The organism is Nocardiopsis alkaliphila YIM 80379 (genome assembly GCF_000341005.1).
Taxonomy (GTDB): domain Bacteria; phylum Actinomycetota; class Actinomycetes; order Streptosporangiales; family Streptosporangiaceae; genus Nocardiopsis; species Nocardiopsis alkaliphila.
The window spans coordinates 1-22,074 of the sequence record NZ_ANBD01000112.1 but is presented as its reverse complement, the minus strand read 5'-3'; the positions used below and the strand labels follow the sequence as shown (position 1 = coordinate 22,074).

23 protein-coding genes and 1 riboswitch are annotated in these 22,074 nt (G+C 66.4%); of the genes, 9 read left to right on the top strand and 14 right to left on the bottom strand.

The features are described from left to right. Positions 1–29: 29 nt before the first annotated feature. The 5 genes from D472_RS0116325 to D472_RS0116305 form a co-directional block, all read right to left on the bottom strand. Entirely contained in the window at positions 30–908 is an 879-nt protein-coding gene (locus D472_RS0116325) for a sulfite exporter TauE/SafE family protein (protein WP_017605549.1), read from the bottom strand. Positions 909–911: 3 nt separating this feature from the next. Next, entirely contained in the window at positions 912–2,318 is a 1,407-nt protein-coding gene (locus D472_RS0116320) for an MBL fold metallo-hydrolase (protein ID WP_017605548.1), read from the bottom strand. 88 nt (positions 2,319–2,406) lie between these two features. Next, the gene (locus D472_RS0116315) at positions 2,407–2,979 is read right to left on the bottom strand and encodes a rhodanese-like domain-containing protein (RefSeq protein WP_017605547.1); all 573 of its coding nucleotides are present in this window, start codon (positions 2,977–2,979) and stop codon (positions 2,407–2,409) included. A 180-nt stretch (positions 2,980–3,159) separates the two neighbouring features. Beyond that, positions 3,160–3,411: a metal-sensitive transcriptional regulator gene (locus tag D472_RS0116310; protein ID WP_017605546.1), complete on the bottom strand. Its 252-nt coding sequence runs from the start codon at positions 3,409–3,411 to the stop codon at positions 3,160–3,162. Between the two features lie 228 nt (positions 3,412–3,639). Beyond that, positions 3,640–6,252, bottom strand: a complete 2,613-nt coding sequence (locus D472_RS0116305) for a helix-turn-helix domain-containing protein (RefSeq protein WP_017605545.1) — start codon at positions 6,250–6,252, stop codon at positions 3,640–3,642. Between the two features lie 140 nt (positions 6,253–6,392). Here D472_RS0116305 and D472_RS0116300 point away from each other — a divergent pair, with 140 nt between their 5' ends. Continuing rightward, positions 6,393–7,100 (top strand): hypothetical protein, encoded by a 708-nt coding sequence (locus D472_RS0116300; protein ID WP_017605544.1) that lies wholly within the window; start codon positions 6,393–6,395, stop codon positions 7,098–7,100. A 49-nt stretch (positions 7,101–7,149) separates the two neighbouring features. After that, positions 7,150–7,683 carry a hypothetical protein gene (locus D472_RS0116295; RefSeq protein ID WP_152447977.1) on the top strand — a complete coding sequence of 178 codons (534 nt, stop codon included), beginning with the start codon at positions 7,150–7,152 and terminating at the stop codon, positions 7,681–7,683. Positions 7,684–7,835: 152 nt separating this feature from the next. Here the strand turns inward: D472_RS0116295 and D472_RS0116290 are convergent, their stop codons facing one another. Further along, entirely contained in the window at positions 7,836–8,375 is a 540-nt protein-coding gene (locus D472_RS0116290; RefSeq protein ID WP_017605542.1) for a class IV adenylate cyclase, read from the bottom strand. A gap of 190 nt (positions 8,376–8,565) precedes the next feature. After that, positions 8,566–8,937, bottom strand: coding sequence for a DUF4333 domain-containing protein (locus D472_RS0116285; RefSeq protein WP_017605541.1), 372 nt, complete (start codon positions 8,935–8,937; stop codon positions 8,566–8,568). Positions 8,938–9,076: 139 nt separating this feature from the next. On the opposite strand from D472_RS0116285, the gene D472_RS0116280 reads away from it, so the two are divergent. Then, positions 9,077–9,595, top strand: coding sequence for an NUDIX hydrolase (locus D472_RS0116280; protein WP_017605540.1), 519 nt, complete (start codon positions 9,077–9,079; stop codon positions 9,593–9,595). Between the two features lie 67 nt (positions 9,596–9,662). Here the strand turns inward: D472_RS0116280 and D472_RS0116275 are convergent, their stop codons facing one another. Continuing rightward, a complete protein-coding gene (locus tag D472_RS0116275) occupies positions 9,663–10,019 on the bottom strand; it encodes an L-asparaginase family protein (RefSeq protein ID WP_152447976.1) in 357 nt (118 codons plus the stop codon). Between the two features lie 231 nt (positions 10,020–10,250). Here D472_RS0116275 and D472_RS29325 point away from each other — a divergent pair, with 231 nt between their 5' ends. Continuing rightward, complete coding sequence (locus D472_RS29325; protein WP_275040606.1) at positions 10,251–10,379, top strand: hypothetical protein; 129 nt, start codon at positions 10,251–10,253, stop codon at positions 10,377–10,379. 148 nt (positions 10,380–10,527) lie between these two features. Beyond that, positions 10,528–11,580 carry a pirin family protein gene (locus tag D472_RS0116265; protein ID WP_017605537.1) on the top strand — a complete coding sequence of 351 codons (1,053 nt, stop codon included), beginning with the start codon at positions 10,528–10,530 and terminating at the stop codon, positions 11,578–11,580. Positions 11,581–11,703: 123 nt separating this feature from the next. Here D472_RS0116265 and D472_RS0116260 read toward each other — a convergent pair whose 3' ends face one another. Then, the gene (locus D472_RS0116260) at positions 11,704–13,020 is read right to left on the bottom strand and encodes an LLM class flavin-dependent oxidoreductase (protein ID WP_017605536.1); all 1,317 of its coding nucleotides are present in this window, start codon (positions 13,018–13,020) and stop codon (positions 11,704–11,706) included. After that, on the bottom strand, positions 13,020–13,802 hold the full coding sequence (locus D472_RS0116255; protein ID WP_017605535.1) for a 3-oxoacyl-ACP reductase: 783 nt from the start codon (positions 13,800–13,802) through the stop codon (positions 13,020–13,022). Before D472_RS0116255 ends, D472_RS0116260 begins: the two co-directional genes overlap by 1 nt. Positions 13,803–13,853: 51 nt before the next feature. Then, positions 13,854–13,956, bottom strand: a riboswitch (TPP riboswitch). Between the two features lie 390 nt (positions 13,957–14,346). Between D472_RS0116255 and D472_RS28220 the strand changes: the two genes are divergently transcribed. The 4 genes from D472_RS28220 to D472_RS0116235 all read left to right on the top strand — a co-directional run bounded on the left by D472_RS28220 (position 14,347) and on the right by D472_RS0116235 (position 17,193). Next, a complete protein-coding gene (locus D472_RS28220; protein ID WP_152447975.1) occupies positions 14,347–15,051 on the top strand; it encodes a hypothetical protein in 705 nt (234 codons plus the stop codon). After that, on the top strand, positions 15,035–15,625 hold the full coding sequence (locus tag D472_RS0116245; protein WP_017605533.1) for a hypothetical protein: 591 nt from the start codon (positions 15,035–15,037) through the stop codon (positions 15,623–15,625). Before D472_RS28220 ends, D472_RS0116245 begins: the two co-directional genes overlap by 17 nt. Positions 15,626–15,739: 114 nt before the next feature. Then, positions 15,740–16,597 carry a hypothetical protein gene (locus D472_RS0116240; RefSeq protein WP_152447978.1) on the top strand — a complete coding sequence of 286 codons (858 nt, stop codon included), beginning with the start codon at positions 15,740–15,742 and terminating at the stop codon, positions 16,595–16,597. A gap of 374 nt (positions 16,598–16,971) precedes the next feature. Beyond that, complete coding sequence (locus D472_RS0116235) at positions 16,972–17,193, top strand: hypothetical protein (protein WP_152447974.1); 222 nt, start codon at positions 16,972–16,974, stop codon at positions 17,191–17,193. Positions 17,194–17,440: 247 nt separating this feature from the next. On the opposite strand, the gene D472_RS25745 is transcribed toward D472_RS0116235, so the two are convergent. The 4 genes from D472_RS25745 to D472_RS25740 form a co-directional block, all read right to left on the bottom strand. Further along, positions 17,441–17,701, bottom strand: coding sequence for a hypothetical protein (locus tag D472_RS25745; RefSeq protein WP_017605530.1), 261 nt, complete (start codon positions 17,699–17,701; stop codon positions 17,441–17,443). A gap of 386 nt (positions 17,702–18,087) precedes the next feature. After that, positions 18,088–18,654 (bottom strand): hypothetical protein, encoded by a 567-nt coding sequence (locus D472_RS0116225; RefSeq protein ID WP_017605529.1) that lies wholly within the window; start codon positions 18,652–18,654, stop codon positions 18,088–18,090. Positions 18,655–19,788: 1,134 nt separating this feature from the next. After that, complete coding sequence (locus tag D472_RS0116220; protein ID WP_026117751.1) at positions 19,789–21,213, bottom strand: non-reducing end alpha-L-arabinofuranosidase family hydrolase; 1,425 nt, start codon at positions 21,211–21,213, stop codon at positions 19,789–19,791. A 369-nt stretch (positions 21,214–21,582) separates the two neighbouring features. Further along, on the bottom strand, positions 21,583–22,074 hold a 492-nt coding region (locus D472_RS25740; protein WP_017605527.1), incomplete at its 5' end, for an NUDIX hydrolase.

The following is a 22,074-nucleotide window of genomic DNA, read 5'->3' as shown; positions in this document are numbered from 1 at the left end:
TTTCCCTCGGGCCCGGACCGGTTCGACTCCTACCCTCGACTCTGCGTGCGCAAGGGTCTGAGTGGACAATGTTCGACGAGTAGACGGCACAGCAGGACCAGGCCCGCCAGGGCGGCCCCGATGACGGCCAAGGCCGGACCGAACGGCGAAGGCAGCTCCAAGGCGAGCACCAGGACACCCATGGCCAACACGAAGACACCGAAACCCTGACGCAGGACCGCCTCGGGAACGTGCGAGGTCAAAAGCGCACCGAGAAGCGATCCGGCGACGGCCGCTCCGGTGATCATGAGCACCATCGGCCAGTCCAGGCTCACGCTCGCCATGTAACCGGTGAGTCCCGCGAAGGACTTCATCGCGATCACCAGCAGCGAGGTTCCCACCGCGGCCGGCATGGCCAGACCACCGAGCAGCGCCAAGGCGGGCACGACCAGGAAACCACCACCCGCGCCGACCAGGCCGGTGACCGCCCCGACGACCAGGCCATCGAGTACGGCCCGTCGCAGGTCGATCGCGTCCCGCCCCTCCTTCGTCCCGGCCGCCGGCTTCTTCTTCGCTCGCATCATGGCCACGGCGGTGGCGACCATCATGAGGGCGAAGGCGACCATCAACAGGGTGCCCGGGAGGTGACCGCCCAACAGGCCACCGAGGAAGGCGCCCACCATGCCCGCCGCCCCGAAGACCAACCCGGTGCGCCACCGGACGTTACCCGCACGCGCGTGCGTGACCACACCGGTCAGTGAGGTGACGCCGACGACGAACAAGGAGGTGGCGATGGCCTCCCGGGGTTCCATACCGGCCACGTAGGTCAGCAGCGGGACCATCAGGATGGAACCACCACCACCGAGGAGCCCCAGCGTGAGCCCCACCAGAACGGCGAGGCCCACGGTGAGGATGAGTGAGAACTCCATGCCCTACTCTTCTCCGCGGCCGGAGTCGGCGATCCCGGCCGCCCAGTCCGCGTAGCCACCCTCGAGTTCGACGACGTCGTATCCGGCGCGGCGCAGCGCGCTCGCCGCCACGGAACCGCGGGTTCCGCTCTGGCAGTAGCTCACGATGGTGCCTTCGGTGGGCAGTTCGTCGAGGTTCCACAGGACCCGGCCGGCGCTGAGTTGGCGAGAACCCGGGATGTGTCCGTCGGCGTGTTCGCCCTTGTTGCGCACGTCCAGGATCAGCTCGGCGCCGACCCCTTCCAGTTCCGCCGAGGTCAGACGCGGCGGCACGATCGTGGGCAGGCCCTCCACGGTGGTGGTGTAGCCGGCCACGTGGTCGATGCCCACGCGCATCAAGTGGTCGCGCACCTCCTGGGCGGTGTCCGCGTCCGGTGCCAACAGCACCAGGGGGCGGTCTTCACTCTCAGGGTCGTAGGCCCAGGCGCCGAAGCTCGCGGCCTTGGCCGGTCCGGGGACGTTCAAGGATCCGGCCACGGTCCCTTGGTGCACCTCGCCGTGGGACCGGGTGTCGACGAAGACGATCTCGTCCTTGTCCAGGGACTCGACGATCTCCTGCCCCGACAGTTCGGGCAGCGGGGACAGGGGGCCCAGAACACGCGGCCCCTCCTTGTTCTGGCGCTTCATCCGCGCGAAGTAGGCGTGGGCGTCGGGCTGACCGTCGAGCAACTCCTTGACGAAGCCCTCCTGGTCGTTCTCCCGCAGGTAGGGCCCCCACCAGGCGTTGAGGCGCTCGTATCCGACCGTGGTGGAGGGAAGTGCGCCCAGAGCCTTGCCGCAGGCACTGCCCGCGCCGTGCCCGGGGAAGACCTGGACGTGGTCGGGCAGGGCCAGGAAGGCATCACGAAGACTCGTGAACAGCTGCCGTGCCCCCTCGAACCGGGTGTCGACCCCTCCGGCCGCTTCGTCCAGCAGGTCGGGACGGCCCAGGTCACCGGCGAAGACGAAGTCGCCGGAGAGCATGTATCCCGGGTCCTGGCTGAAGGCCCCATCGGTGATGAGGAACGACAGGTGTTCGGGCGTGTGCCCCGGAGTGTGGCGGGCTTGAACGGTGATGTTTCCGATGGTGATGGCGTCACCGTCGTAGAGCCGCTGGGCGTCGAAACCGTACTGCCAGTCCTGGCCGCCCTCACCGGAGACGTACACCTCGGCTCCCGTGGCCGCGGCCAGTTCGCGGGTACCGGAGAGGTAGTCGGCGTGGATGTGGGTCTCGGTCACGGCCACGATGCGCATGTCGTGCTCGCGGGCCAGGTCGAGGTAGCCGCCGATGTCACGACGGGCGTCGACCACGACGGCCTCTCCCTTGGACTGGCAGCCGATGAAGTAACCAGCCTGAGCGAGGTCGTTGTCGTAGATGCGTTCCAACAGCATGGTGTTCTCCTTTGCGCACTTCTCCGCCTATACCCCGGGGAGTATCTGGCGAGCAGAGTGCGACCTTGCTTCGTTTGCGGACTCGGGGTCAGCTTCGGCTGGTGATACGGGCGAGGGAGTCCTCGATGTCGACGTGATTGTCGGGTTGGTTGTAGGGCAGTCGGGTCAGGGCCATGCCCATGGCGCAGGTATCGGTGACGGCGGCGAAGACGAGCCCGGCTCCGACGAACCCGGCCACCGCCACCGCCGGGGGCCACAGCAGCGAGGCCAACACGGAGGTGAGGACGAGGCCGCCGGCCACCAGCCGGACCTGGCGCTCCAGGGCCCATCGCTGGCGCCCGCGCTCCACGGGGGCACCTTGGGCCTCCCAGGCGTTCATTCCGCCGCTCATCACGGCCGTGTCCCGCAGGCCCGCGCCGGCCAGCTTCTCCTGGCACTGACGGGCCCGGTTACCGGACTGGCAGACCAGGACCAGGCGCCCTCCGGCGTCGGTGACGATGCGCTCCAGGTGGGCGTCCACCCGCCCCAGCGGCAGGTTGATCGCCCCGGGGATGTGGGAGCTCTCGTATTCGGCGGGGGTGCGCACGTCCACCAGCAGGGTGTGCGGGTCGGTTTCGACCAAGCCGCGCACGGCGTTGACTTCGAGGGTGTTGTGGCTCATGTGACTCCTTCTTTGCAACCGGCTCGATACTCCGGGGGGTATCGAGAAGACAGACAGGGCCCCGAGGGTGCGGGAAAAGGATCGGGTGGTCCGCTCTCCCCCGCATACCAGGGGGAGTATCCGGATCTCGTGGATGCACCCTCATCGAAGACGAGAGGGGATCCGGTCCGACAGGGAGCGCTAGGCCAGGGCCAGGAAGAGCTTCTCCAACTCCTCCTCGGTGAGCTCGGGCTCCTCGCCCCGGTCACGGGCGGCGTTGCAGTGCCGCATACCGCTCGCGACGACCTTGAACCCGGCCCGGTCCAGCGCACGGGAGACCGCGGCCAACTGCTGGAGGACGGCGGCGCAATCCTCCCCTTCCTCCATCATGGAGATGACCCCGGCGAGTTGTCCCTGGGCCCGCTTGAGTCGGGTGATGGCGTCGCCCACCATTTCAGGCTTCATCTGTTCTCCTTCCGCCCTGCGAGCCACAACATACCCCCGGGTGTATGTATTCCGCCAGTCGTGTACCTCGCATCGACGGGCCACGGCCCCGAGGGCTCCACCGCAGCGGATACCTCGATGACTCCCGAACGCACGCCGTGCGGCTCGGCCACCGAAGGTCGATCGCGGTGGGGACGATCCACGCGTCCCCACCGCCCGCCGCGTGAGCGAGTGGACTCAGGTCGGAGCGGAAGGTTCCCCCTCAGGAAACAGGATCCCACGCAGTTCGGCCCTGTCACGCACACCCAGCTTGCGATACACGGCGGCGAGCTGGTTGTTGACCGTGTTGGGGGAACTACCGAGCCGGTGCGCGATCTCCTTCGACGTCAATCGACGCGCCGCCAAGAAGGCCACCTCGGACTCCCTGCGGGTGAGCAGCGTGGAACGGTCGGGCACGGCCGACCACAGCGCCGGCCCCCGCCCGATCCGAGCGGCGCGCGCGTTCCACAGGTGCGCGCCCTTGCGGTCCCCTTCGGCCAGGGACCAACGGGCCAACGTCAGCGCGGTGTCCGCGGCGGTGGCGCGCATGCCCAGATCGCTCGCGCGCGCGAACAGGTCCGCCAGCCCTTCCCGGTCGTGGCGTTCCACCGCCTCCAAGTGCTCCTGGATGAAGACGGCGAGACCACCACCCGCGAGCTCGGCGACCTCCTCCACCGGCTTGGCCACCGGCTCAGGATGCCCGAGCCGCACGGCGCAGTGCGCCAACATCCCCGCCAGGAACACGTGTCGAGCGTCGAGCAGGTACCGCACGCCCTCCGCCAAGGTCACCGCGGCCTCCTGCGTTCTGCCCGATGCCCGTTCACGCCACGCCCGCGCCCAGGTCAGCTGCATCCTGACCTTGGGATCGGCCAGACTCGTCTCGGCGATCTCGCTCCGGTACCCCTCGGCCTCGACCGGCCTGCCCACGGCGGTGGAGGTGGCCGAGGCCAAGGCGTACGCGGCGGGCGACAGACCCATGGGATCACGCCACCTGAGGTGAGCGACCGCCGCTTCGGCCAGAGCATGCGCCCGATCGACGTCGTCGGCGAGGAGTTCGGTGAGACCGAGCGCGTACTCCCACGTGCCGCGCATCTGTGGGTTCTCCAGGAGGCTGGAGCGGATCTCCCGCTCCAATGCGCCGCGGGTGGCGATGACGTCTCCGGTGTAGGACGAGGCCATGGCTCCGGCCAGGCGCATCATCTGTTCCGCCGCCGGAATCTGTTCCCGGTGCCTGGGCAGTACCTCCTCCAACCGCCGCAGGAGCCGCTCCACCTCATCCAGGGGGCCCGTGATCACCGTGGCCATCACGGTGATCACCAGGGCATGGGCGTAGGCGGCCTCTTGGACCGCCGTGTCCGGTGGGGCCGTGACCGCGTGCAGGCCCCCGACCATCCGCCATTGGAAGAGATCGTGTTCCACTCGAACGGTCTCGACAGGCTCATCGACGCGCTCCAGTACCTCTTGGAGAAGGTGTGCGGCATCGAGCGCCCGATGGCGACGTGTGCCCAGGTGGTGGGCCTTGGCTCGAGCCGCCGCCGAGATCTGCGAATCGGTTCGCGCGCACTCCAGGGCGCGGTCCAGATGACGCTCGGCGAGGGCGAGCTCGCCCAGCGCCGAAGCGCTCCGTCCGGCCACGCTCAAGGCCCGAACGTTCCCGGGTGCGCTCTCCAACACGCGCGTGGCGATCCGCAGGGCGAGCTCGTGCCGCATGAGGGCGTGAGCGTGTTCGGCGGTCGCCACGGCCGCGTCGGTGGGAACGGGATCCCCGCACTCCACGGCCAAGATCACCGACCGCCGACTCAGGTCGTCGGATAGCGCGCCGGAGGCCGACTTCGCCGCAAACGCGAGTAACTCGGCGGCCCGTTCACGGTGCCTTCGCCGATGAGGGTCGGGGAAGCGGGCCCGCAACGCCTCGTCGTAGAGGGGGTGGGCCAGGCGCAGCCACCCATCGGTTTCCTCCACGACCCTCTCCTGGAGGAGACGGTCCCACTCGTAAGGATCCAGGGCCGAGGCCGGCAGGGTCCCCGCCGCGCCGAGGATCGAAGCCAGCGCCAGGTCATGCGCGGGCAAGGTGTGCAGGTGGGAACCGATCAACTGCGTCAGTCGACCCGTGGGGTGTAGGGGACCGTTCAGTTCCCACCCATGCGGGGTTCGCACCAAGGTTTCCTCGGCCAGGGAACCTCGCACGAGCTCCCGAAGGTGCAGGGGGTTGCCTTCGGCTCGGGCGGCGAGCACCGCTGCGGCTCCCGGGGTGAGACGCCCGCCCAGGACCCGCTCGGCCATTTCCACCGACTCCGTCTCCGAGAGCGGGGGCAACGTGTGCGCGACCAGGCTGCCGTGATCATAGAGTTCACGGATCGCCTCGGGAGCTTCGGTGAGGCGCCGGGTGGCGACCACCGCGCGCAGGTGCGTACTCCGGATCAGGTGGGCCACGGTGAACAACGAAGCCGGGTCCAGCGCGTCGACGTTGTCCACCAGCAGGGTCGCCGAGGACCGTCGTTGGGCGAAGTACGAGATCAGTCGAGCCGCGGGTGAGGCCTCCCCGGCCATCCGCGACACAGACCGATCCCCCACTCCGGCGAACGCCCCCAAAGGGATGTCCGCACCGATGGTGGAACCGCAGATGAGCACGGGTGACAGACCGGCGGCCGGCAGCTCCTTTGCCAACTCGCGGAGCAGGTGACTCTTCCCGATGCCTCCGGGGCCCTCCACCAGGTGTGCCCGGCGGGCTCCGGTCGGTGACGACAGTGCGGCGACCAGGTCCCGCCTTCGGTGTTCGCGCGAGGAGCACGGTTTTGGTCTGCCGGTCATAGCGGTGGAGCCTAACGGCGATCGGTGCCCTTCCGTCCTTCCTCCACCGGGCCGTAGTCAGAAATTGACCATGGTGACACCAGGGGTGGCATCACTACCTTGTGCCTTCGGCGTACCGGGAGCCGCAAACGGCTGATCGGATGAGCGCCGCCCCACCCATTCACGACGGAGGTGCCCTGCCGGTGCACATCATCCCCTCGCCGACGAGGCGAACACCCCTTCTGGCCCTGATCCCCTTGTGCGCACTACTCGGTGGCTGCTTCGGCGACGAGGCTCCGGCCGCCTCGCAGGCCTCAGCGGAGGACGCTTCCTCCACCGAAGCCGCCTCGGGCGCAAACGACCAGAACGAGGCCGGTTCCAGCCCCGATGAGACGTTGGACGAACTGTTCGCCGACGCTCCGCACGACGTGCCCCCCGCTGAGCCCGGAACCGCCTACATCGAAATCGACGGCACGCGTTTGGAGTTCGACGAACCCTCCTGCGAGCACGCCGAGTTGGAGGGCGGTGAACGGTTCAGTGTCCTGGCCACGGGAAACGACAGCGAATTCGGGCCGATCGAGTTGCGCATGGTTCGCGAGATCGGCCCGGACCTCGGCTGGAACTGGGAGGACGAATTCGTCCAACTCACCCTGATCGGTGGCGTTCCGGACCGCGAACTCAACAGCATCTCCATGGCCCAGCATGGACGCGAGCAGGGCGGCTCCCCCGAGTGGGACCACGGGAGCGGACCTTCACCCCTGATCCGAACCACGGGCGAGGAAGCGACCGCCACCGGAAACCTCGGCAGGTTTCCCATGGCGCAGGAACCGTTGACGGGCGACTTCGTCACCGCCGTCCACTGTGGCTGACCTACTTCGAAAACCCCACGTCCGCACGACATTCGCCTTGGAGACCACCATGCCACACCGACCTTCGACCGCCATCGTGGTATCGGTCTTGGCCTTCGCACTGATCGCGAGCGCCTGTTCGAACTCGCCCGGTGATCAAGACAGTACGCCTTCGAGTGAAGGGGGCAGCACCGCCGAGGGAAGCACCCAGGAAAGGGACACCGACTCCGAAGAGACCGAAGCCGCTCTGGGCACGGTCATCGTGGACGGCACGGAGTACCCCATCACCGAAATACGCGACTGTGTCCCCTTGGAGCAGGCCGGCGTGGAACGAGAGTTGGAGCTGCAGGGCCGGGGTGATTCCGGTGACGAGACGGTCCAGATCGACGCCTACGTCCAAACAATCGGTGGAATGGCGATGGACAGCGTTTCCTGGTCGGGCCCCGAAGGGGTGTTCGGAGCCGATCAAGAGGTGGTGCTGGAGGTCTTGGGGGATCAGGTCACCGGTAGCGCCGTGCTGACCGACGCCCTGCGAGGAACCGAGACGATCTCGGTCGAGTTCACCCTCTCGATACCGTCCGAGTCGGTCGACTGTCACGTGTGAGCCCACCCCCGGCACGGCCGGCTCGGACGGATTCGGTCGATGTCGCGCGAGTCCCTGCGGTGCGGGGCGGGGCCCCGAGCAGGGACGTGTCTTCGGCGGGACCCCCGTCCAAAGCGGGTCGACGAACCACGACCGGTCTTCCTCCCTCTCCCTCAGGTCTTCGCGGTGAGCAGCAAGATGTCGTAGGTGTGGTCGGTGCGTTCCAACTCCACCCCCAGCCCACGTGCCCACTCGTCCAGCTCGCTCTGGGCCGCCGGACCGTCACGGTCGTCATCGACCATCAGTTCCAGTTCGAGGAAGGCGCCCAGACCTTCGACCAGGTCGACGCATACCCCGATCCGCCCGGCCTCGCCGGTGCGCCGGTGTTTGACGATACGCACCGTCGGCTCGAACCCCATGGCCATGATGGCTCCGTGCATCTGTTCTCGGTTCGCGATGGTCGTCTCGAACTCGACACATTCCATGGAGTTGACCAGCGGGGTCTTGGTGGTGAACACGTGCGTTTCACCGTCCAGGGTGCGCAGCCGCGCGAAGGTGTGACCGACCTTGCCCATCGAGGCGTCCCAGCCCTTGGAGGCGTAGGCCTGGTCGTCCTGAAGGACCGCCTCCGCCGGTTTCACCCCGGCGGCCTCGAGCGCGGTCAGGAGCGTGTCCAGGTCCCGCACCCGGTACTTCGTTTCGATCTCCCGCATCAGGGACCTTCCCTCGGCCGTGTCCCGGTGTGGTGAGCGTAGCCAAAGCCACCCCGAAGCGGTGGGGATACGACGAATCCGCTACCCCTGGGCCCTCTCACACGGGTTCGCCCCCGGGGAGAGATCCCCGGAGGCGGGTCACAGGGACTTGCGCGCGGGTCGAGGTCAGGGAGGCCCCGCGCGCATGGACTCAGCCCGTGGGCGCGTCGTCGACCACGATGTCGAACTCGACGTCGGTGCCCTCCACCGAGGTCGTGGTGACGGTCACACCGTAGGTCTGTCCCTCGGTGGAGAGTTCGCAGCGGATGGAGGAGCCGACCTCGGCCGGAAGGTCCTCAGGACAGGTGATGTCGTCGGGGGCATAGCCGACCTGCTGTTCCAGGACGGCGGACGCCTGACGGGCGACCTCGTCACCGGCCACGGCGACGTCTCCGATACTGAAGTCGAACGAGCATCCCGTGGAGAGGAGTAGCACCGACGCCCCCAGGGCCACCGCCGGCACGACCCGTTTCTTGTCCACTCGTCGCATCCCGACCTCCTCGTTGTTTTCGATATGGCGCATGTGGGACGCGACGAATGCTCGGGCGGTTCCCGGAGCCACGTCGAGAAAGACCCGAGCGGTCGCTCGCGAGCCGATCCGTTGTTCCGTCCGCCTCCACCGACCACGCCGGATTGTCGGAGCCCGTGCCTACGGTGGTGACATGATGCGTGATCGGCTCGAACAGAGGACCCTGGACTCGGCCCTGGTCGACACCCTCCGGGCCACCTCGGAATTCGACGACGCCCGCCGCTGGTTGGAGAAAGCGCTCCAAGGGCCCATGGAGCCCTTGGCCGCGGAGGTATGGGCCATCGACCACGACCACGTACTGCTCGTTCGACATCACCGGCGCGGTTGGGTCCCTCCCGGCGGCACGGTCGAACTCGGGGAGACCCCCTACCAGGCGGCGATCCGCGAACTTCGGGAGGAGACGGGTACGTGGGGGGAGCTATCACCCGTTCCCCTGGCCGTCTGTGTGCGTTCCTACCGCCCGGACCTGTCCCCCACCCTGGGGCTCTCCTACGCGGCCAGGATCGACCGCGATCTTCCCCTGGTCGGGGAGGAAGGTCAGCCGGCCGCCTGGGTTCGACTGGAACACGACTGGGAGACCGTTTTTCCCGAGGACCGGGACAGGATCCGCCGGCACGCTCGCCGACTACGGCGAGCCGGCGCGGGTGGTTGAGCCCGAGGCTCCGCCGTGCCTGGTTCCGCCGGGGTGGGCGGCCTGGGCCTGGTGGCCTGGCCGCCACTCAGGGTGCGGCGTAGCCGCCCGCGATGGCGAAGGCCTCCAATACGGCGCCATGGTCATGGCCGGCGGCCAACAGCGCCCGGAGCAGGATCCGAGCCTTGAACGGATCCAAGAATCCGGTGCGGACCAGCCCTCGCGACAACAGGTCCTTCTCGGATCCGGGAAAGCCGTAAGTGGCCGCGAGTCCGGCGCCGGTCCGGGAAGCCAGGACCACCGGGACGCGGTCGGCGAGTCCCCCGAGCGCGGGCACCATGTTCTGCGGGACCTGTCCGGCCCCCAAGGAGGCGACGACGATGCCATCGACCCGATCGGCCAGACCATCGAGCAACGATCCATCCTCGCCCAGGGACACGGTCACCAAGGCCACGCGGCCGTGCGCTCAGATCGGTGAGGTCGGAAAAGCCCGGGCAGGCTCCGAACGCCCTCGATGTCGACTTCGGCCCGCCCCGGCACGGCGTCGATGAGTCGTGCCGTGGAAGGGGCCGAAGCGGCACCCCCGTGTCAGTGGAGGTCATGGCGATGGTGCCGCCCAGGCCGCTTTCGAAGGACGGCGGGCCACCGAGCGGTGTGGCCAAGGCACGCAAGCGACGTGTCGGCCACGGACGTCTCCAAGGCCGCCTCCGAACCGCTGATCTCCACGACCCGTCGCCCACCGCCGAAGGTGTCGGCGATGGCCCGGTCCAAGAAGCCCTCGATGCCGAAAAGACGCGCCCGGTGATGGTTCTCCACCCCCCGAAAACCGGAGCACGTACCTTGGGGTCCGTGTACACGCGAAGCTTCGAGGCTCCCGCACCCGCGGGCCCACAAGGAGACGGCATCGAGACCATCGCCGTCGTATCCACGTTCGCGACGGAAGGGGTACCGCGATGACCAATCCAGAGGCGAACCCGGACACCCACGTGTGCGTCGATGGTGGCCTCCCCGGACCAGGGGCCGAACGCGAGGGCGGGTCCTTGGTCGAGATCATCACCTCGCGTCCCGTGCCATTGGGTGGGCCGCGCGCCATGAACGTGCGCCGTACCCTGCCCCAACGACAGCGTTCGTTGATCGGAGCGTGGTGCTTCATCGACCACTACGGACCCGACGACGTGTCGGCCACCGGCGGTATGGACGTGGCTCCACACCCGCACACGGGGTTGCAGACGCTCAGTTGGCTGTTCGAAGGGACCATCGCCCACATCGATTCCGGCGGCCACAGCGCCCACGTCCTTCCAGGTGAGATGAACCTGATGACGGCGGGCGCGGGCATCTGTCACTCCGAGACCTCCACATCAGACACCGACCGACTCCACGGGGTGCAGCTGTGGATCGCGCTCCCGGAGGAAGTACGGCACAGGCCGGAGCGCGCCTTCGAGACCTTCGTCCCCGAACCCGTCGAGTTCGACGGCGGTTCGGCGCTGGTGTTCCTCGGTTCACTGCTGGGCTCACGGTCTCCGGTGAGCACGTACACACCACTGGTAGGGGCCGAGATCCGGCTCGATCCCGGGACGGTCCTGGAACTGGCGGTCGACCCCGGGTTCGAGCACGGTCTGCTGGTGGACACGGGTGCGGCCATCACCCTCGAAGGCGTGCACGTGCCCAAGGACGCCGTGGGCTACACCGGGGTGGGCGACCATGGGCTGCGGATCGCCAACGACGGCGACGCATCGGCCAGGCTCGTGTTCCTGGGAGGTGCCCCCTTCGGTGAGGAGGTCGTGATGTGGTGGAACTTCCTGGGCCGCACCACCGAGGAGATCAGGCGATACCGGCAAGAGTGGCAAAGCCACGGCGAGCGATTCGGTCGGGTCGAGGGCTACGTGGGCCACGGTGGGCCTGGAAAGAACCGCGAGGGGATGGCGAGGATCCCGGCCCCGGAGCTGCCACGGGTACGGATGCGGCCGAGGAAGAACCCGCCGCCCCATGCCCGGTCCCAGGACTGATCGGCCCGAGGAGCGCCCCGCCGGCCGCGCGGACTTCATCGACCCGGCCGAGGTCGGCCGGGGGTCCCCAAGGACCGGAAACGGTCCTTCGAACCTCCCTCCCGCCGAACCTGCCTCCCGTGTTCAGTGCGGGGAGGGCGGCCGTTCCAAACCCAGGTGGCCCCGGAGCGTGTCCGCCTCGTACTCACGACGGAACAGCCCTCGTTGCTGCAAGACGGGGACCACGTGGTCCACGAAGTCGGCGATCCCGCCCGGCAGCGACGGCGGCATGAGGTTGAACCCGTCCGCGCCACCGTTCTCGTACCACTGGGTCATCCGGTCGGCGATCTGTTCGGGCGTTCCGACCATGGTGCAGTGTCCGCCACCGGCGGCCAGGCGGCCGAGCAATTGCCGTACCGTGGGCCGTTCGGAGTCGATGATGCGCAAGATGGTCTCGTAGCGACCCTTGGGCCCGGTGAACTCCTCCAGTGGCGGCAGCTCGGGAACCGGCGCGTCCAACTCCCACCCAGAGCAGTCCTGTTCGGTGAACAGGCTCAGCTGCTGCAAGGACTCCTCGGTCGGCAACAGCTCGTCCAGTTCGCGTTGTTTGGCTCGGGCTTCTTCTTCGGTGGAACCGACGTAGGTGACCAGGCCGGGCATGATGGCGACGGACCGGGGGTCGCGGCCGGCCCGACGGATCCGCGCCTTGACGTCGCCGTAGTAGTCCTGGGCACTGGGCAGGTCGTAGGCCACCGAATAGATGGCCTCCGCGCGGCGGGAGGCCAACGTGCGCCCCTGCTCCGAGGAACCCGCTTGGAACAGCACCGGGTTGCCCTGCACCGGGCGCGGCACGTTCAACGGACCGTCGACCTGGAAGTGCTCTCCTTGGTGGTCGATGGGGCGCACCAGGTCCGGGTCCGCGAAGATCCCGTCCCGGTCGTAGTGGAAGGCCTCATCGCTCCAGGAGTCCCACAGCCCCAGCACCACCTCCACGAACTCCTCGGCGCGCGCGTAGCGCTCCTGGTGCGCGGGCATCTTCTCGTACCCGTGGTTGCGGGCCTCGGCGTCGAACATGGACGTCACCACGTTCCAGCCCACTCGCCCCTTGCTGATGTGGTCCAGTGAGGCCAGCAGGCGTGCCGCGTGGAAGGGCGTGTAGAACGTACTGGAGACGGTGCTGACCAGACCGATGCGCCGGGTGGCCCGGCTCATGGCCGACAGGGTGGTCAACGGTTCGAGGAACCACCACGGGCCACCGGCGACGTCGCCCGCCGCGTGGCCGTCGGCGAAGAACACCGCGTCCAGGTATCCGCGTTCGGCGGTGCGAGCCAGTTCTTCGAAGTAGGTGATGTCACCGATGCGTTCGGCCGGCGAGTCGGGGTGGCGCCAGGCGGCCTTGTGGTGGCCACAGCCGAAGATGAACAGGTTGAGGTGCATCTGGCGGTCGGGGGCGGCGGCCATCAGTTCATCACCAGTCCGCCGTCGACGACCAGGTTCTGGCCGGTGACCGCGCGCGCCCAAGGGGAAGCGAAGTACAGGGCCGCGTCGGCGAATTCGGCCGGGGTGGTGACCCGGCGCAGTGGTGTGGTGGAGGCGATCACGTCGAAGACGCTCTCGGGGGTGGCGGAGCTGGCGTCGGTGGTGCGCAGCAGGCCACCGGAGACCATGTTGACGGTGATGCCGTCGGGTCCCAGGTCGTGGGCGAGCGTGCGGGTCAGCGACAGCAGTGCCGCCTTGGCCGCGGTGTAGTCGTGGTAGGGCACGACCGGGTGCTGGAACAGGTTGGTGCCCACGTTGATGATCCGCCCGAACGCCTGGCCGCGCATGGAGGCCAGGGCGGCCTGGACGGTGTTCAACGCGCCGTGGACGGTACCGCTGAACTGCTGGTCGAGGTTCTGGGGGGTGAGTGTGTCGGCGTGGGGCCGGACGTCGCCGTTGAAGGAGAAGTCGGCGAGCGCGTTGTTGACGATGGTGGTGACCGAGGACCCGAAGTGTTCCTCGGCGGTTTCGACCATGGCGGCCACCTGCTCGGGGTCGCGGACGTCGGCCCGCACGGCCAGGGCACGGTCGGGGTGGGAGGCGGCCAGCTCGCGGGCGGCTTCGGCGCTGTGGAGGTGGTTGACCACCACACGGGCACCTTGGCCCAAGAAGGCCTGGGACAGGTGGGCGCCGAGCCCTCGGCCCCCGCCGGTGACGACGACGGTCTGGCTGTCGATGGGGATCGCGGTGTGGGAGGAGCTCATCGGTGGCCTTTCTGGCATGGGCGAAGGCGATTCCCTCGGCCACCGATACCACCGGCCGTACGCGGACATCCCTTCGCCGGCGTTACCCGGATCAGGTTCGACGGGTGTCATCTCAGCCCGGATCAGTGGATTCCAGGCACCCCGTGTCACTGCCGATCAAGGTATCCCATGGGCGCGGCCTCGGGCCACCGGGGTGTTCCGGTCCTACCCGTACTCGCTCGGGTCGGAGAGCTCTCTCCCCAGCCGGTGCGGGGATGAGCGCGTACGGGGTGAGGCGGAAATCGCTTCTCTTCCTCGCGACCGTGGCCGGAACCGGTCATCTCCAACCCCAATGGGCATCCGCAAACCATGGCACCCGCCCCGTGATGCGGACCAGCACTTTTACCCGATATCACAACCGGAAAAGGTCCGAATCAGCCCGGAACGGGCCACCGAACACCACCATTCGATCCGGATCATCGGGGCGAAGACGACTTCGAATAACGGTAATGTGCGCGGCTAAGAGGAACGAACCGGCTTCGGTTGGCAGCGTTTGGCCAAAGCCGTGGTCCAGAACAGATATCAAGCAATGGGAACCGACGGAGCCTTGGGAAACGCGGTTCGACCCGCCATGTCCGAGGGTCTACGTTTCGCTTGGGAGGGGGCTTCCACCCTCCAAGAGGTCGCCTATCGGTACGAATATTTCAAAGCCCTATACGATACAGAAAAGACAAAGATCCTCGATGAACATAAAGATATGCCAAAATCGAATAAACTAAAAATGGCATCCGACCGCATGACCCACCCGAGCAAAGACCCCCAAGAAAATCTAGATTCCGACATCAAAGTAATCCACGAAATGCATAGTGGCAAAAAGATAGACATAGACCTCGATCAAAGCGATGAAGAAATCATATCTTCCCTCCGCAGACAAGCCGAAGAGGTAGGGATGGGCCATGACATTTCAACCGCCTATCACGCCAGAAAGCACGCCCACTTAATCCCCGAAGAGGAACAGGAGGGCCACCCGGTAAGAACTTACCTCAGCAGCCTGAGAAAGACAGTGAAAGAAGGAGAGGTGAAGAATTTCAGGCGCCTTGAAGACGGCCCCGGAGTGAGCCTTGGCATGGAACGGAGAATCCCACAAAAGGAGTCCGAAAAATCAGATGAAAAAACATCAACACTCCGCTCGCGTCTATTTATCCGACCACACACCGGCATAGTCGCTTCCACTTACGGAAAAGGAAAGACAGATGACCTTGAGCGATAACAAAGAAGAAAAAGAAATACTCGGACTCCTCCAGCAGAACACTGGTGACCTCGAGGGAAGATTAATTAGGAAAAACTTCGAGAGCATCATGGACCGAATCACATCACTTTGGATCACCGACCAGAAAAACAATCGCGCCTGGACACCCGAATACCGAGAAAAAGTCGCCACACTACTCAGAAAAGAAGGAAACCGCCACGGGTTCCAAATGTACATGGACACATGCGAAACCTACTCATTGCGCAACGAGAGTGACGGTTTCCCCTACTCATGTGAATACCGTAGCCGAATCCAAATCATCCTCGACGAATTCGTTTCCTTCGAAGACCTCGTGCACCCAGCCGACACCCAATGGCTCGAAGAAAACGACCAACTCTACAGGGAACATACCGACCAAATTCCCCCCATCCCCATCCCCTCCTGGGTCCCCGAAACCCACTGGTGGTGGAACGCACCCACCAACCACAACATGAGCCAAGACGAAATCGACGAAAAACTCGGCGACTATTTCCTCCCCGACTTCCTGGGCGACCCACCCTCCCCGAGCTCCACCCAAAACCCGAACATAAAATAGAGGAAGCACTCTGCGGACCTCCGCCGAAGAGCACCACAGAGATCGAAGACTAGGAAGTCGAGCAATGACCACCGCTCCCCCGTCCAAAAGCGCTTGGAACAGGACTTGGCCGAGGTGACCGCACTGGGACGAAGCGGGGTACGAACCGAACCCGGAGCCGAACCTCGTGTGGTGGTGGAGACCCTGCGCCGATCCGCCGACCGCCTGGGCTTCGCCTCCCCCATCGACGCGGCGACCCACGTCATGCGTCGTCATCGGGAACTTCCTCCGAGTGATGATCAGAACCCGATCCGCGCCTACCACGCCTCCGCCTCCCGGACCGTGCGTACCGGACGTGTACGGACCGAGGACGTGACCGATACGACGGTGACCCTGGTGTTCGAGCGAGAGGTGAGCCCGCTCTCTTTGTTCAAGGTCACCCTGGCCACCCGTGTGCGGCTGGAGTCCGAGGGCATCGCCCACCTGACCGATCACGGGTGGAGCGCTCCTCCGACCGATCCGGTTCACAGCTTCACCGGAACACCACAGGAACTGTTGGAGCGGGCTCGGATAGATCTCGCTGACAAGGACATCCCGTTGGAGCGATCGCTACTGCTGCTCTGGGGCGCCAGGATCGGCTCGGAGGAGTTGGTGGGTGCCCGGGAACAGCGACTGCTCGTGGCCGAGGGCGCGGCGGTCCGGGGCCGAGAGATTCGTTCGTTGCTCTCCCGAGTGGAGCAAGAGGCCAACGGCCCGACAGAAGGTTGGTACGCGGCCTGTCTGTACCGCTCGATGTTGGAGAACCTGTTCGAGGGGTTCCTGGGTGAGGTGACCTTCTCCGTGGTCACGGCCGAGGAGATCGACTCGATGGATCGGGAACTACACACGGCTCTGGCCCAAGCCGAGAAAGCAGTCCCCAAGGCCGTACCGGTGGGAGTTCCCGAAACCCATTGGTGGTGGCGGGTTCCGTTCGACACGGTACTGAATGATTAGTACACGTTCGTCTCCGACCGCTGTCAGGGCGCCTTGGGACCGCACCACCGTCCCAAGGTGTTCGGGTCGGCGGTCCACATCGTGGAGGCTTCGGCCGACTTCGAGCCCGTGAGCTCGACGGCGGCAAGGCGACATCGAAGCTGCTTCGTAGCATCACCACCGAGCTCGGGCATACCAAGAACCAGATGATGCAGGCCCAGCGACTTCCGCCTCTGAAAAATCGGGTTTTCGCAGGTCGAGCTGATCGCAGAGTGAAGCTGCCCGCGTAGGGAGAGCTGGACTCGGCGCCGACGACCATGCCGGGCCCAGGCCCGGGAGCGGGCCTGCGGTGGGGGTGGCGCCCCTGGCTCATGGGATCACTCCGATCCGTGGGTGTGAGCATCGACGACCAAGAGCAGGCGAGACAGGCCTACCAACGGGCGCTCGAGGCCATCCATCTCCTACGCTCCCAAGCCCAGGACAGGGTAGAAGCGATCCAGGGGTACGCCACCCGGGTCCACCGAGCCCGACGGCTCCTGGAGGACCTGGATCGTGTCGAGGACTACGATCGGATCGCGGACGGTCTCCTGGCCGAAAGCGCCGGCGGCGGGCAATAGGACCAAACCCTGGAGTCGCTGGAGGACGCCAGGCGCGACGCCCGGCACATCGCACGCCTTCACCAAGACCTCGGCCTGTAATGGCCACAGCACCGCTCCTGCTCGGGAGCGAGTTCACTCCACCGGAATGTCGTGGTTCAGCCGGAAGAGGTCGTGCGGGGCGTAGCGTCGTTCGAGCGCCACGAGCCGAGCGAGTTCGGCCGATCCGTAGACGGCCCGCGCCGCCTCGTGCCGGTCGGCCCCCTCGTCACGGCCGAAGGAAGTTCATGTAGGGCCCGCCGGTGGAGAACGGTTCCATGTCGCGGGCGAAACCACGCACCCACGCGGTGAGCCTGTCGTCGTCGGCCGGGTCGAGCCAGGCCCCGTAGACGTTCAGCCAAAGGCGCGAAGATCGTGCCGGGGAGGGCGTGGCGTCCTCGGGCACGGCGGCGCTTCGCGACTCCTCCAGAAGCCGCTCCCCCGTGACCTGGTCGTCAAGATCGGCCCAGAACGCGGCCAGGATGAGCAACGACTCGTCCTCGGTGTCGAGTTTGGCCGGCGGAGCTATGAAGACGAGCCCGGGACCACCGCGAGGGAGGAAAGGAAGGAAAACCCTGCGGAATCGCCCCGCACCGCCCGATCCTGGAGTCGAGCCCACACCTTCGCCCATCCCTTGAGGGCTTGGCGCACCTTCATTGTGGCCGGATGTGGCCATCGTCCCCGTTCCGCGCTTCGAAACCCTTCTTGGTGGGGGTGCCCCACGACAAGGAGCACGGCGCGAGGCCCATTCGGGTGTGCTGCGGGTCGAAGGGGCCAACGCGTTCTGCCCCGGTTCGAGCCGAACCGGGGCAGAACGCAAGGATGGTGGGAGCGTGCCAGAGCGGGGACGGCACGCTTTTCTTGTGGTGGGGCGGTCTATCCCCAGAAGTGGTCAACGATGATCTCGGCGTCGTCGACCTGGTAGTGGTACCGGTCGGGGTAGGCCGAACGTTGCACGTCCTGGGCGACCTCACCCATCGACTCACCGGCCCAGCTCTCACCGGGGTAGACGAAGTTCAGTTCGTCGAGGAAGGCCTTGGTGGTCCAGTTCGGGTCGTTGCGCTCCTCCTGGGAGCCGTAGTGGTCCCGCTGCTGGAACAGGCCGACGCTGTCGCGGTCGCCACCGGTGTAGTTGTTCAGGTGGGTCTCCACGATGACGGTGGCCATCGCGATGGTGGCGGCTCGCTGGTCCATGCCGTGTTCCTGGGTGGCTTCGACCACCGCACGGGCGCACGAGGCGTGGTGGCCGGTCATGTTGCCGGCCATGTCGTCGTTCAACTCGCCATTGAGGATCTCGGCGGCTTCCTTGTCGGCCTCGCTGTACTTCTCAGAGCTGTCCTCCGAAGCCAGCGCCACACACCCGTCCTCGGCACGGTCGGGTTCTTGGTTGTCGGCGGCGGCGGTGCCCGGGCCGGTCAGGAGCAGCCCACCGGCCACCAACACGCTCGAGGTCGCAGTAAACGCAAACTTGGGTATCAATCGCATAAATTTCACTCGTGCAATGTATACAAGGATCAGCGCTTTGGGACCACCTCAAAGGTGTGGGAAAGACAACTCCATCGTCGAGCAACTCCGCAGGTCAAAAGGCACACAGATCACCCACGCCTCCCACAGCGATTCGAGCCCGTTCGAGTCCGTGGCCGATCCGGCCCCATACGCGGGGGGCGAGCGGCCGATGCGCGCGACAAGCGAGAATCCTTGCGCGCCGAGCCCTTCGACATCTCGACACGAGGAGCGTAAAGAGAAGCGGCAAGGTCGAGACGGGCACCGGTTCAGGGCGTGAACCGTCTTCGTTGACGCGACCGATGCGAGTCGTTTCGTCTCCGACCCGGGATCCGGCGATGCCGGTGGGGGCACCACTCCTGGCGCACCGCTCGATGGGTGAGCCCTGAGCAGGCCGATCGGGCGTGGCTGAACGTGGTGTGTCTACCCGAGTACGCATCCGAGTCCAACCCTGTGGAGACGCTGTAGTCGCGATCGAAGAGCCCTCCGGTGAACCGGACGTTCGGATCCTGGAGGAGTGGGAGGAGGTGAGGCGGCTCCATCTGCGCTCGGTCCAGCCAAGATCCGGATTGCTGCGTGGAGCCACCCGATCGACTCCCTGTCCGGTTCCGTCGATCATCTGATCAAGGATCAGTATGAGAATTCTGATGGGACGGTTGAAGTCCGGACCATGGTCCACGGCCGCCAAGGGGGTGGTGTTCTCCGCTGGTCGGCTCAAGGGATCGTGATCGCTCAAGGTGTCTTTCGTCATCCGCGTGGTCTGGTCGGGCCGGGGCAAGTGATCCGGCGGCCCGACCAGGCCAGGGTGTATCGGGGCGCGGCGTCGGCCCACTGGCCGATGGCGCGCGGGCAGCGGTCTCCGTTGCTTGTTGGTGCAGACTTCGAACGGGTCGCTACAGGACGCGATCGGCTCTGATGTCTCCCCATCCCGACTTTGAAACAGCCTTGGCCCTCCCAGGGCCGGGAGCGGCCGAACCGGGAGCCACAGTCCGAGGGGTTCCGGCCTGTGTGTGGGAACGCTCCCGGTCCGGTATGTCGCCTATCGGCCGGATTCCACCAGCCCAGGCCCCCTGGTCAGCGCCGCAGTGTCAGCACACCCGGCCGGTAGGGCAAAAGGTTGTAGTCGCCCCCGGAGTCGGGAGAGCGCCCCTGGTAGAGGAACTGCATGTCGCAGGGGTCGATGGTCATGGTCTGGTCGGGGTCGGTGCGGATCAACTCACCGTGACTGATGTCGTTGGTCCAGGTGGCACCGCTGTTGACCTGGCCCGCGAAGGGGTTGCCCTCCGTGGCGGCCTGTGGGGTCCACGTACCGTCCAGACTGGTGGCCGTGAACGAGCGGAAGTAGCGGTCTCCTTGCGCGCCGATCGCTTCGACGAGCATGAGGTACCGCTCCTCGCCCTCGACCTTGTAGACCTGAACCCCTTCGAACAGGTTGTTGGTGCTGTCGGACATGATGGTCGTGTAGGTCGTCCCGAAGCTGCCCGGGAAGTCGCCGATGGGCATCTCGGCCCGGTAGATCCTGCCGTTGTCCCCGGCGAAGAACAGGTACATGTGCGTATCGTCACCGATGAGCGCCTGGTCGATGGGGCCCGTGTCGGAGTCGGTGATGCTTCCGTCGAAGAGCGTCAGCGTCGGTGACCAGCCGTTCACGTCAGTGGGATCGGTCGAGGTCCGGTAGGAGAAGGCGGGACCACCCCACTGGTAGGCGAGCACCCAGATGTCGCGGGGAGCGAAGTAGAAGAGCGTTGGTGCGACAGCGGAGAAGGGCATCGGGTTCTGGCCGGCCGAGGCCATGTCGGGCCAGTCGTCGAAGGGGTCGAAGTTCATCGATCCCCAGGACGTTCCCGTGTCATGGGTCGTGGCGTAGACGAGGTGCTCGCCGTCGTAGGGGGCGTGGGTGAAGTCCTTGAGCGAGGCCCATTCCGGTCTTGGTTGCGCCAGCGGGCCGGTCGATGTCCAGTCGTAGGTCGAAGGGAGGGCGCAGGTGTCACCAGGCTCTTCGGCGTCGACGCGGACGAGTCGCCACTGCTGGTGGTCGCCTCCCCGGTCGTCGTGCTGCACGATGTCGGCACCGTCGGCGTTCGATCCGCCCTGTACTTGAACGGCCTTGTCGCTGTGCCGGTTGATCAACCGAACGTGGCCCTCGGGTGAGTCCTCCAGTCGAAACCGCTGATTGTCCTGGTCGTGGTCTGTCCATTGGACGATGCCGGCACCATCGGCCCTCGACCAGTCGTAGACGTCCAGCACCTTGCCCGAAAGCCGTGATTGCACCCGGTGGTAACCGTTACCGGAGTCGATGAACCGCCACTGTTGCTGGTCCTGGTCGTTGCGGGTCCACTGGGTGATCCGCGCCCCGTCCTCGGTGGCCCGGTTGTACACGTCCAAGGCCTTGCCACTGCCACGGTTGACCAGCACGTACCACGCGTTGGTGTCGACCTCCGCCGCGGTGGCGGGCGTCGGCACCATCACGGCACCGGCGCCACCGACCACGAAGGCCATCACACCGGCGAGCACGAACCGCAGTAACCGCCCTCGGGGCGGTGTGGACGTGGTGATCAAAGACCTACTCGGTGTCAACATGGTCTTGCCTCCATGGCCCTGGGGCCGCACGGTCCATCCAAGGGGTATTGCGGGTCCCGGGCCTGCACTCGGGGGTGTTAGCGCTAACATTCACAGAGGGGTCTGCCGCACGATCGAACCGGGGGCCGGCACGACAGATCCGCCCGTAACGCCGGGGCGTCCTTGCCCTCGCCGTTGAATTTGAGCGACGAGACACCGAAAGTCAACCCGGGTTTTCCGGAAAAGTTCCGAAACAGTTGGAGTCGACCGGCCATCAGGTACCGAAACGCCTGGCCGCGGACGCCAAGGCTACGGCGCCGGATCGGAAGACTGAAACCGGGTGCGGACCGAGGCGAGGCCACCCAGGCCACCTTCGCGAACCGCGCGGTCGACACGGTGCCCCACAAGACGCTCGGCCTCATCGAACGGATACCAGGCGGCCGCCACGACCTCCGTCTCCTGGATACGGCCCACGTCCAGGTGCGCCGGGGCGGTGAAGGAGTAGCCGAGGTCCAGATGAAAGTGTTCCGGCTCGTCTTTGTCCGGGCGCGCGGGCACCCGCCCGTACTCGACGTAGACGGGGGCGCGCGAAGCAACACGGATCTGAGTGGGGTCGACGCCGGTCTCCTCGACCAGCTCCCGCAGCGCCGCGTCGATCAGCGTGACGTCCGTCGGTTCCAGGTGCCCGCCGGGCTGCAAAGGGATCCCGTACGCGCGATGGTCCACCAGCAGGATCTCGTTACCCCGCACCAGCAGCGCACCCACGGTCACGTGCATCGGAAAGGTGCGCCGCGAAGCCAG

What these genes read in the sequence shown, in the direction of transcription:
- D472_RS0116325 (WP_017605549.1), bottom strand. Translation starts at nt 908, where the DNA reads ATGGAGTTCTCACTCATCCTCACCGTGGGCCTCGCCGTTCTGGTGGGG.
- D472_RS0116320 (WP_017605548.1), bottom strand. Translation starts at nt 2,318, where the DNA reads ATGCTGTTGGAACGCATCTACGACAACGACCTCGCTCAGGCTGGTTAC.
- D472_RS0116315 (WP_017605547.1), bottom strand. Translation starts at nt 2,979, where the DNA reads ATGAGCCACAACACCCTCGAAGTCAACGCCGTGCGCGGCTTGGTCGAA.
- D472_RS0116310 (WP_017605546.1), bottom strand. Translation starts at nt 3,411, where the DNA reads ATGGTGGGCGACGCCATCACCCGACTCAAGCGGGCCCAGGGACAACTC.
- D472_RS0116305 (WP_017605545.1), bottom strand. Translation starts at nt 6,252, where the DNA reads ATGACCGGCAGACCAAAACCGTGCTCCTCGCGCGAACACCGAAGGCGG.
- D472_RS0116300 (WP_017605544.1), top strand. Translation starts at nt 6,393, where the DNA reads ATGAGCGCCGCCCCACCCATTCACGACGGAGGTGCCCTGCCGGTGCAC.
- D472_RS0116295 (WP_152447977.1), top strand. Translation starts at nt 7,150, where the DNA reads ATGCCACACCGACCTTCGACCGCCATCGTGGTATCGGTCTTGGCCTTC.
- D472_RS0116290 (WP_017605542.1), bottom strand. Translation starts at nt 8,375, where the DNA reads ATGCGGGAGATCGAAACGAAGTACCGGGTGCGGGACCTGGACACGCTC.
- D472_RS0116285 (WP_017605541.1), bottom strand. Translation starts at nt 8,937, where the DNA reads ATGCGCCATATCGAAAACAACGAGGAGGTCGGGATGCGACGAGTGGAC.
- D472_RS0116280 (WP_017605540.1), top strand. Translation starts at nt 9,077, where the DNA reads ATGATGCGTGATCGGCTCGAACAGAGGACCCTGGACTCGGCCCTGGTC.
- D472_RS0116265 (WP_017605537.1), top strand. Translation starts at nt 10,528, where the DNA reads ATGACCAATCCAGAGGCGAACCCGGACACCCACGTGTGCGTCGATGGT.
- D472_RS0116260 (WP_017605536.1), bottom strand. Translation starts at nt 13,020, where the DNA reads ATGGCCGCCGCCCCCGACCGCCAGATGCACCTCAACCTGTTCATCTTC.
- D472_RS0116255 (WP_017605535.1), bottom strand. Translation starts at nt 13,802, where the DNA reads ATGAGCTCCTCCCACACCGCGATCCCCATCGACAGCCAGACCGTCGTC.
- D472_RS0116245 (WP_017605533.1), top strand. Translation starts at nt 15,035, where the DNA reads ATGACCTTGAGCGATAACAAAGAAGAAAAAGAAATACTCGGACTCCTC.
- D472_RS0116220 (WP_026117751.1), bottom strand. Translation starts at nt 21,213, where the DNA reads ATGGCCTTCGTGGTCGGTGGCGCCGGTGCCGTGATGGTGCCGACGCCC.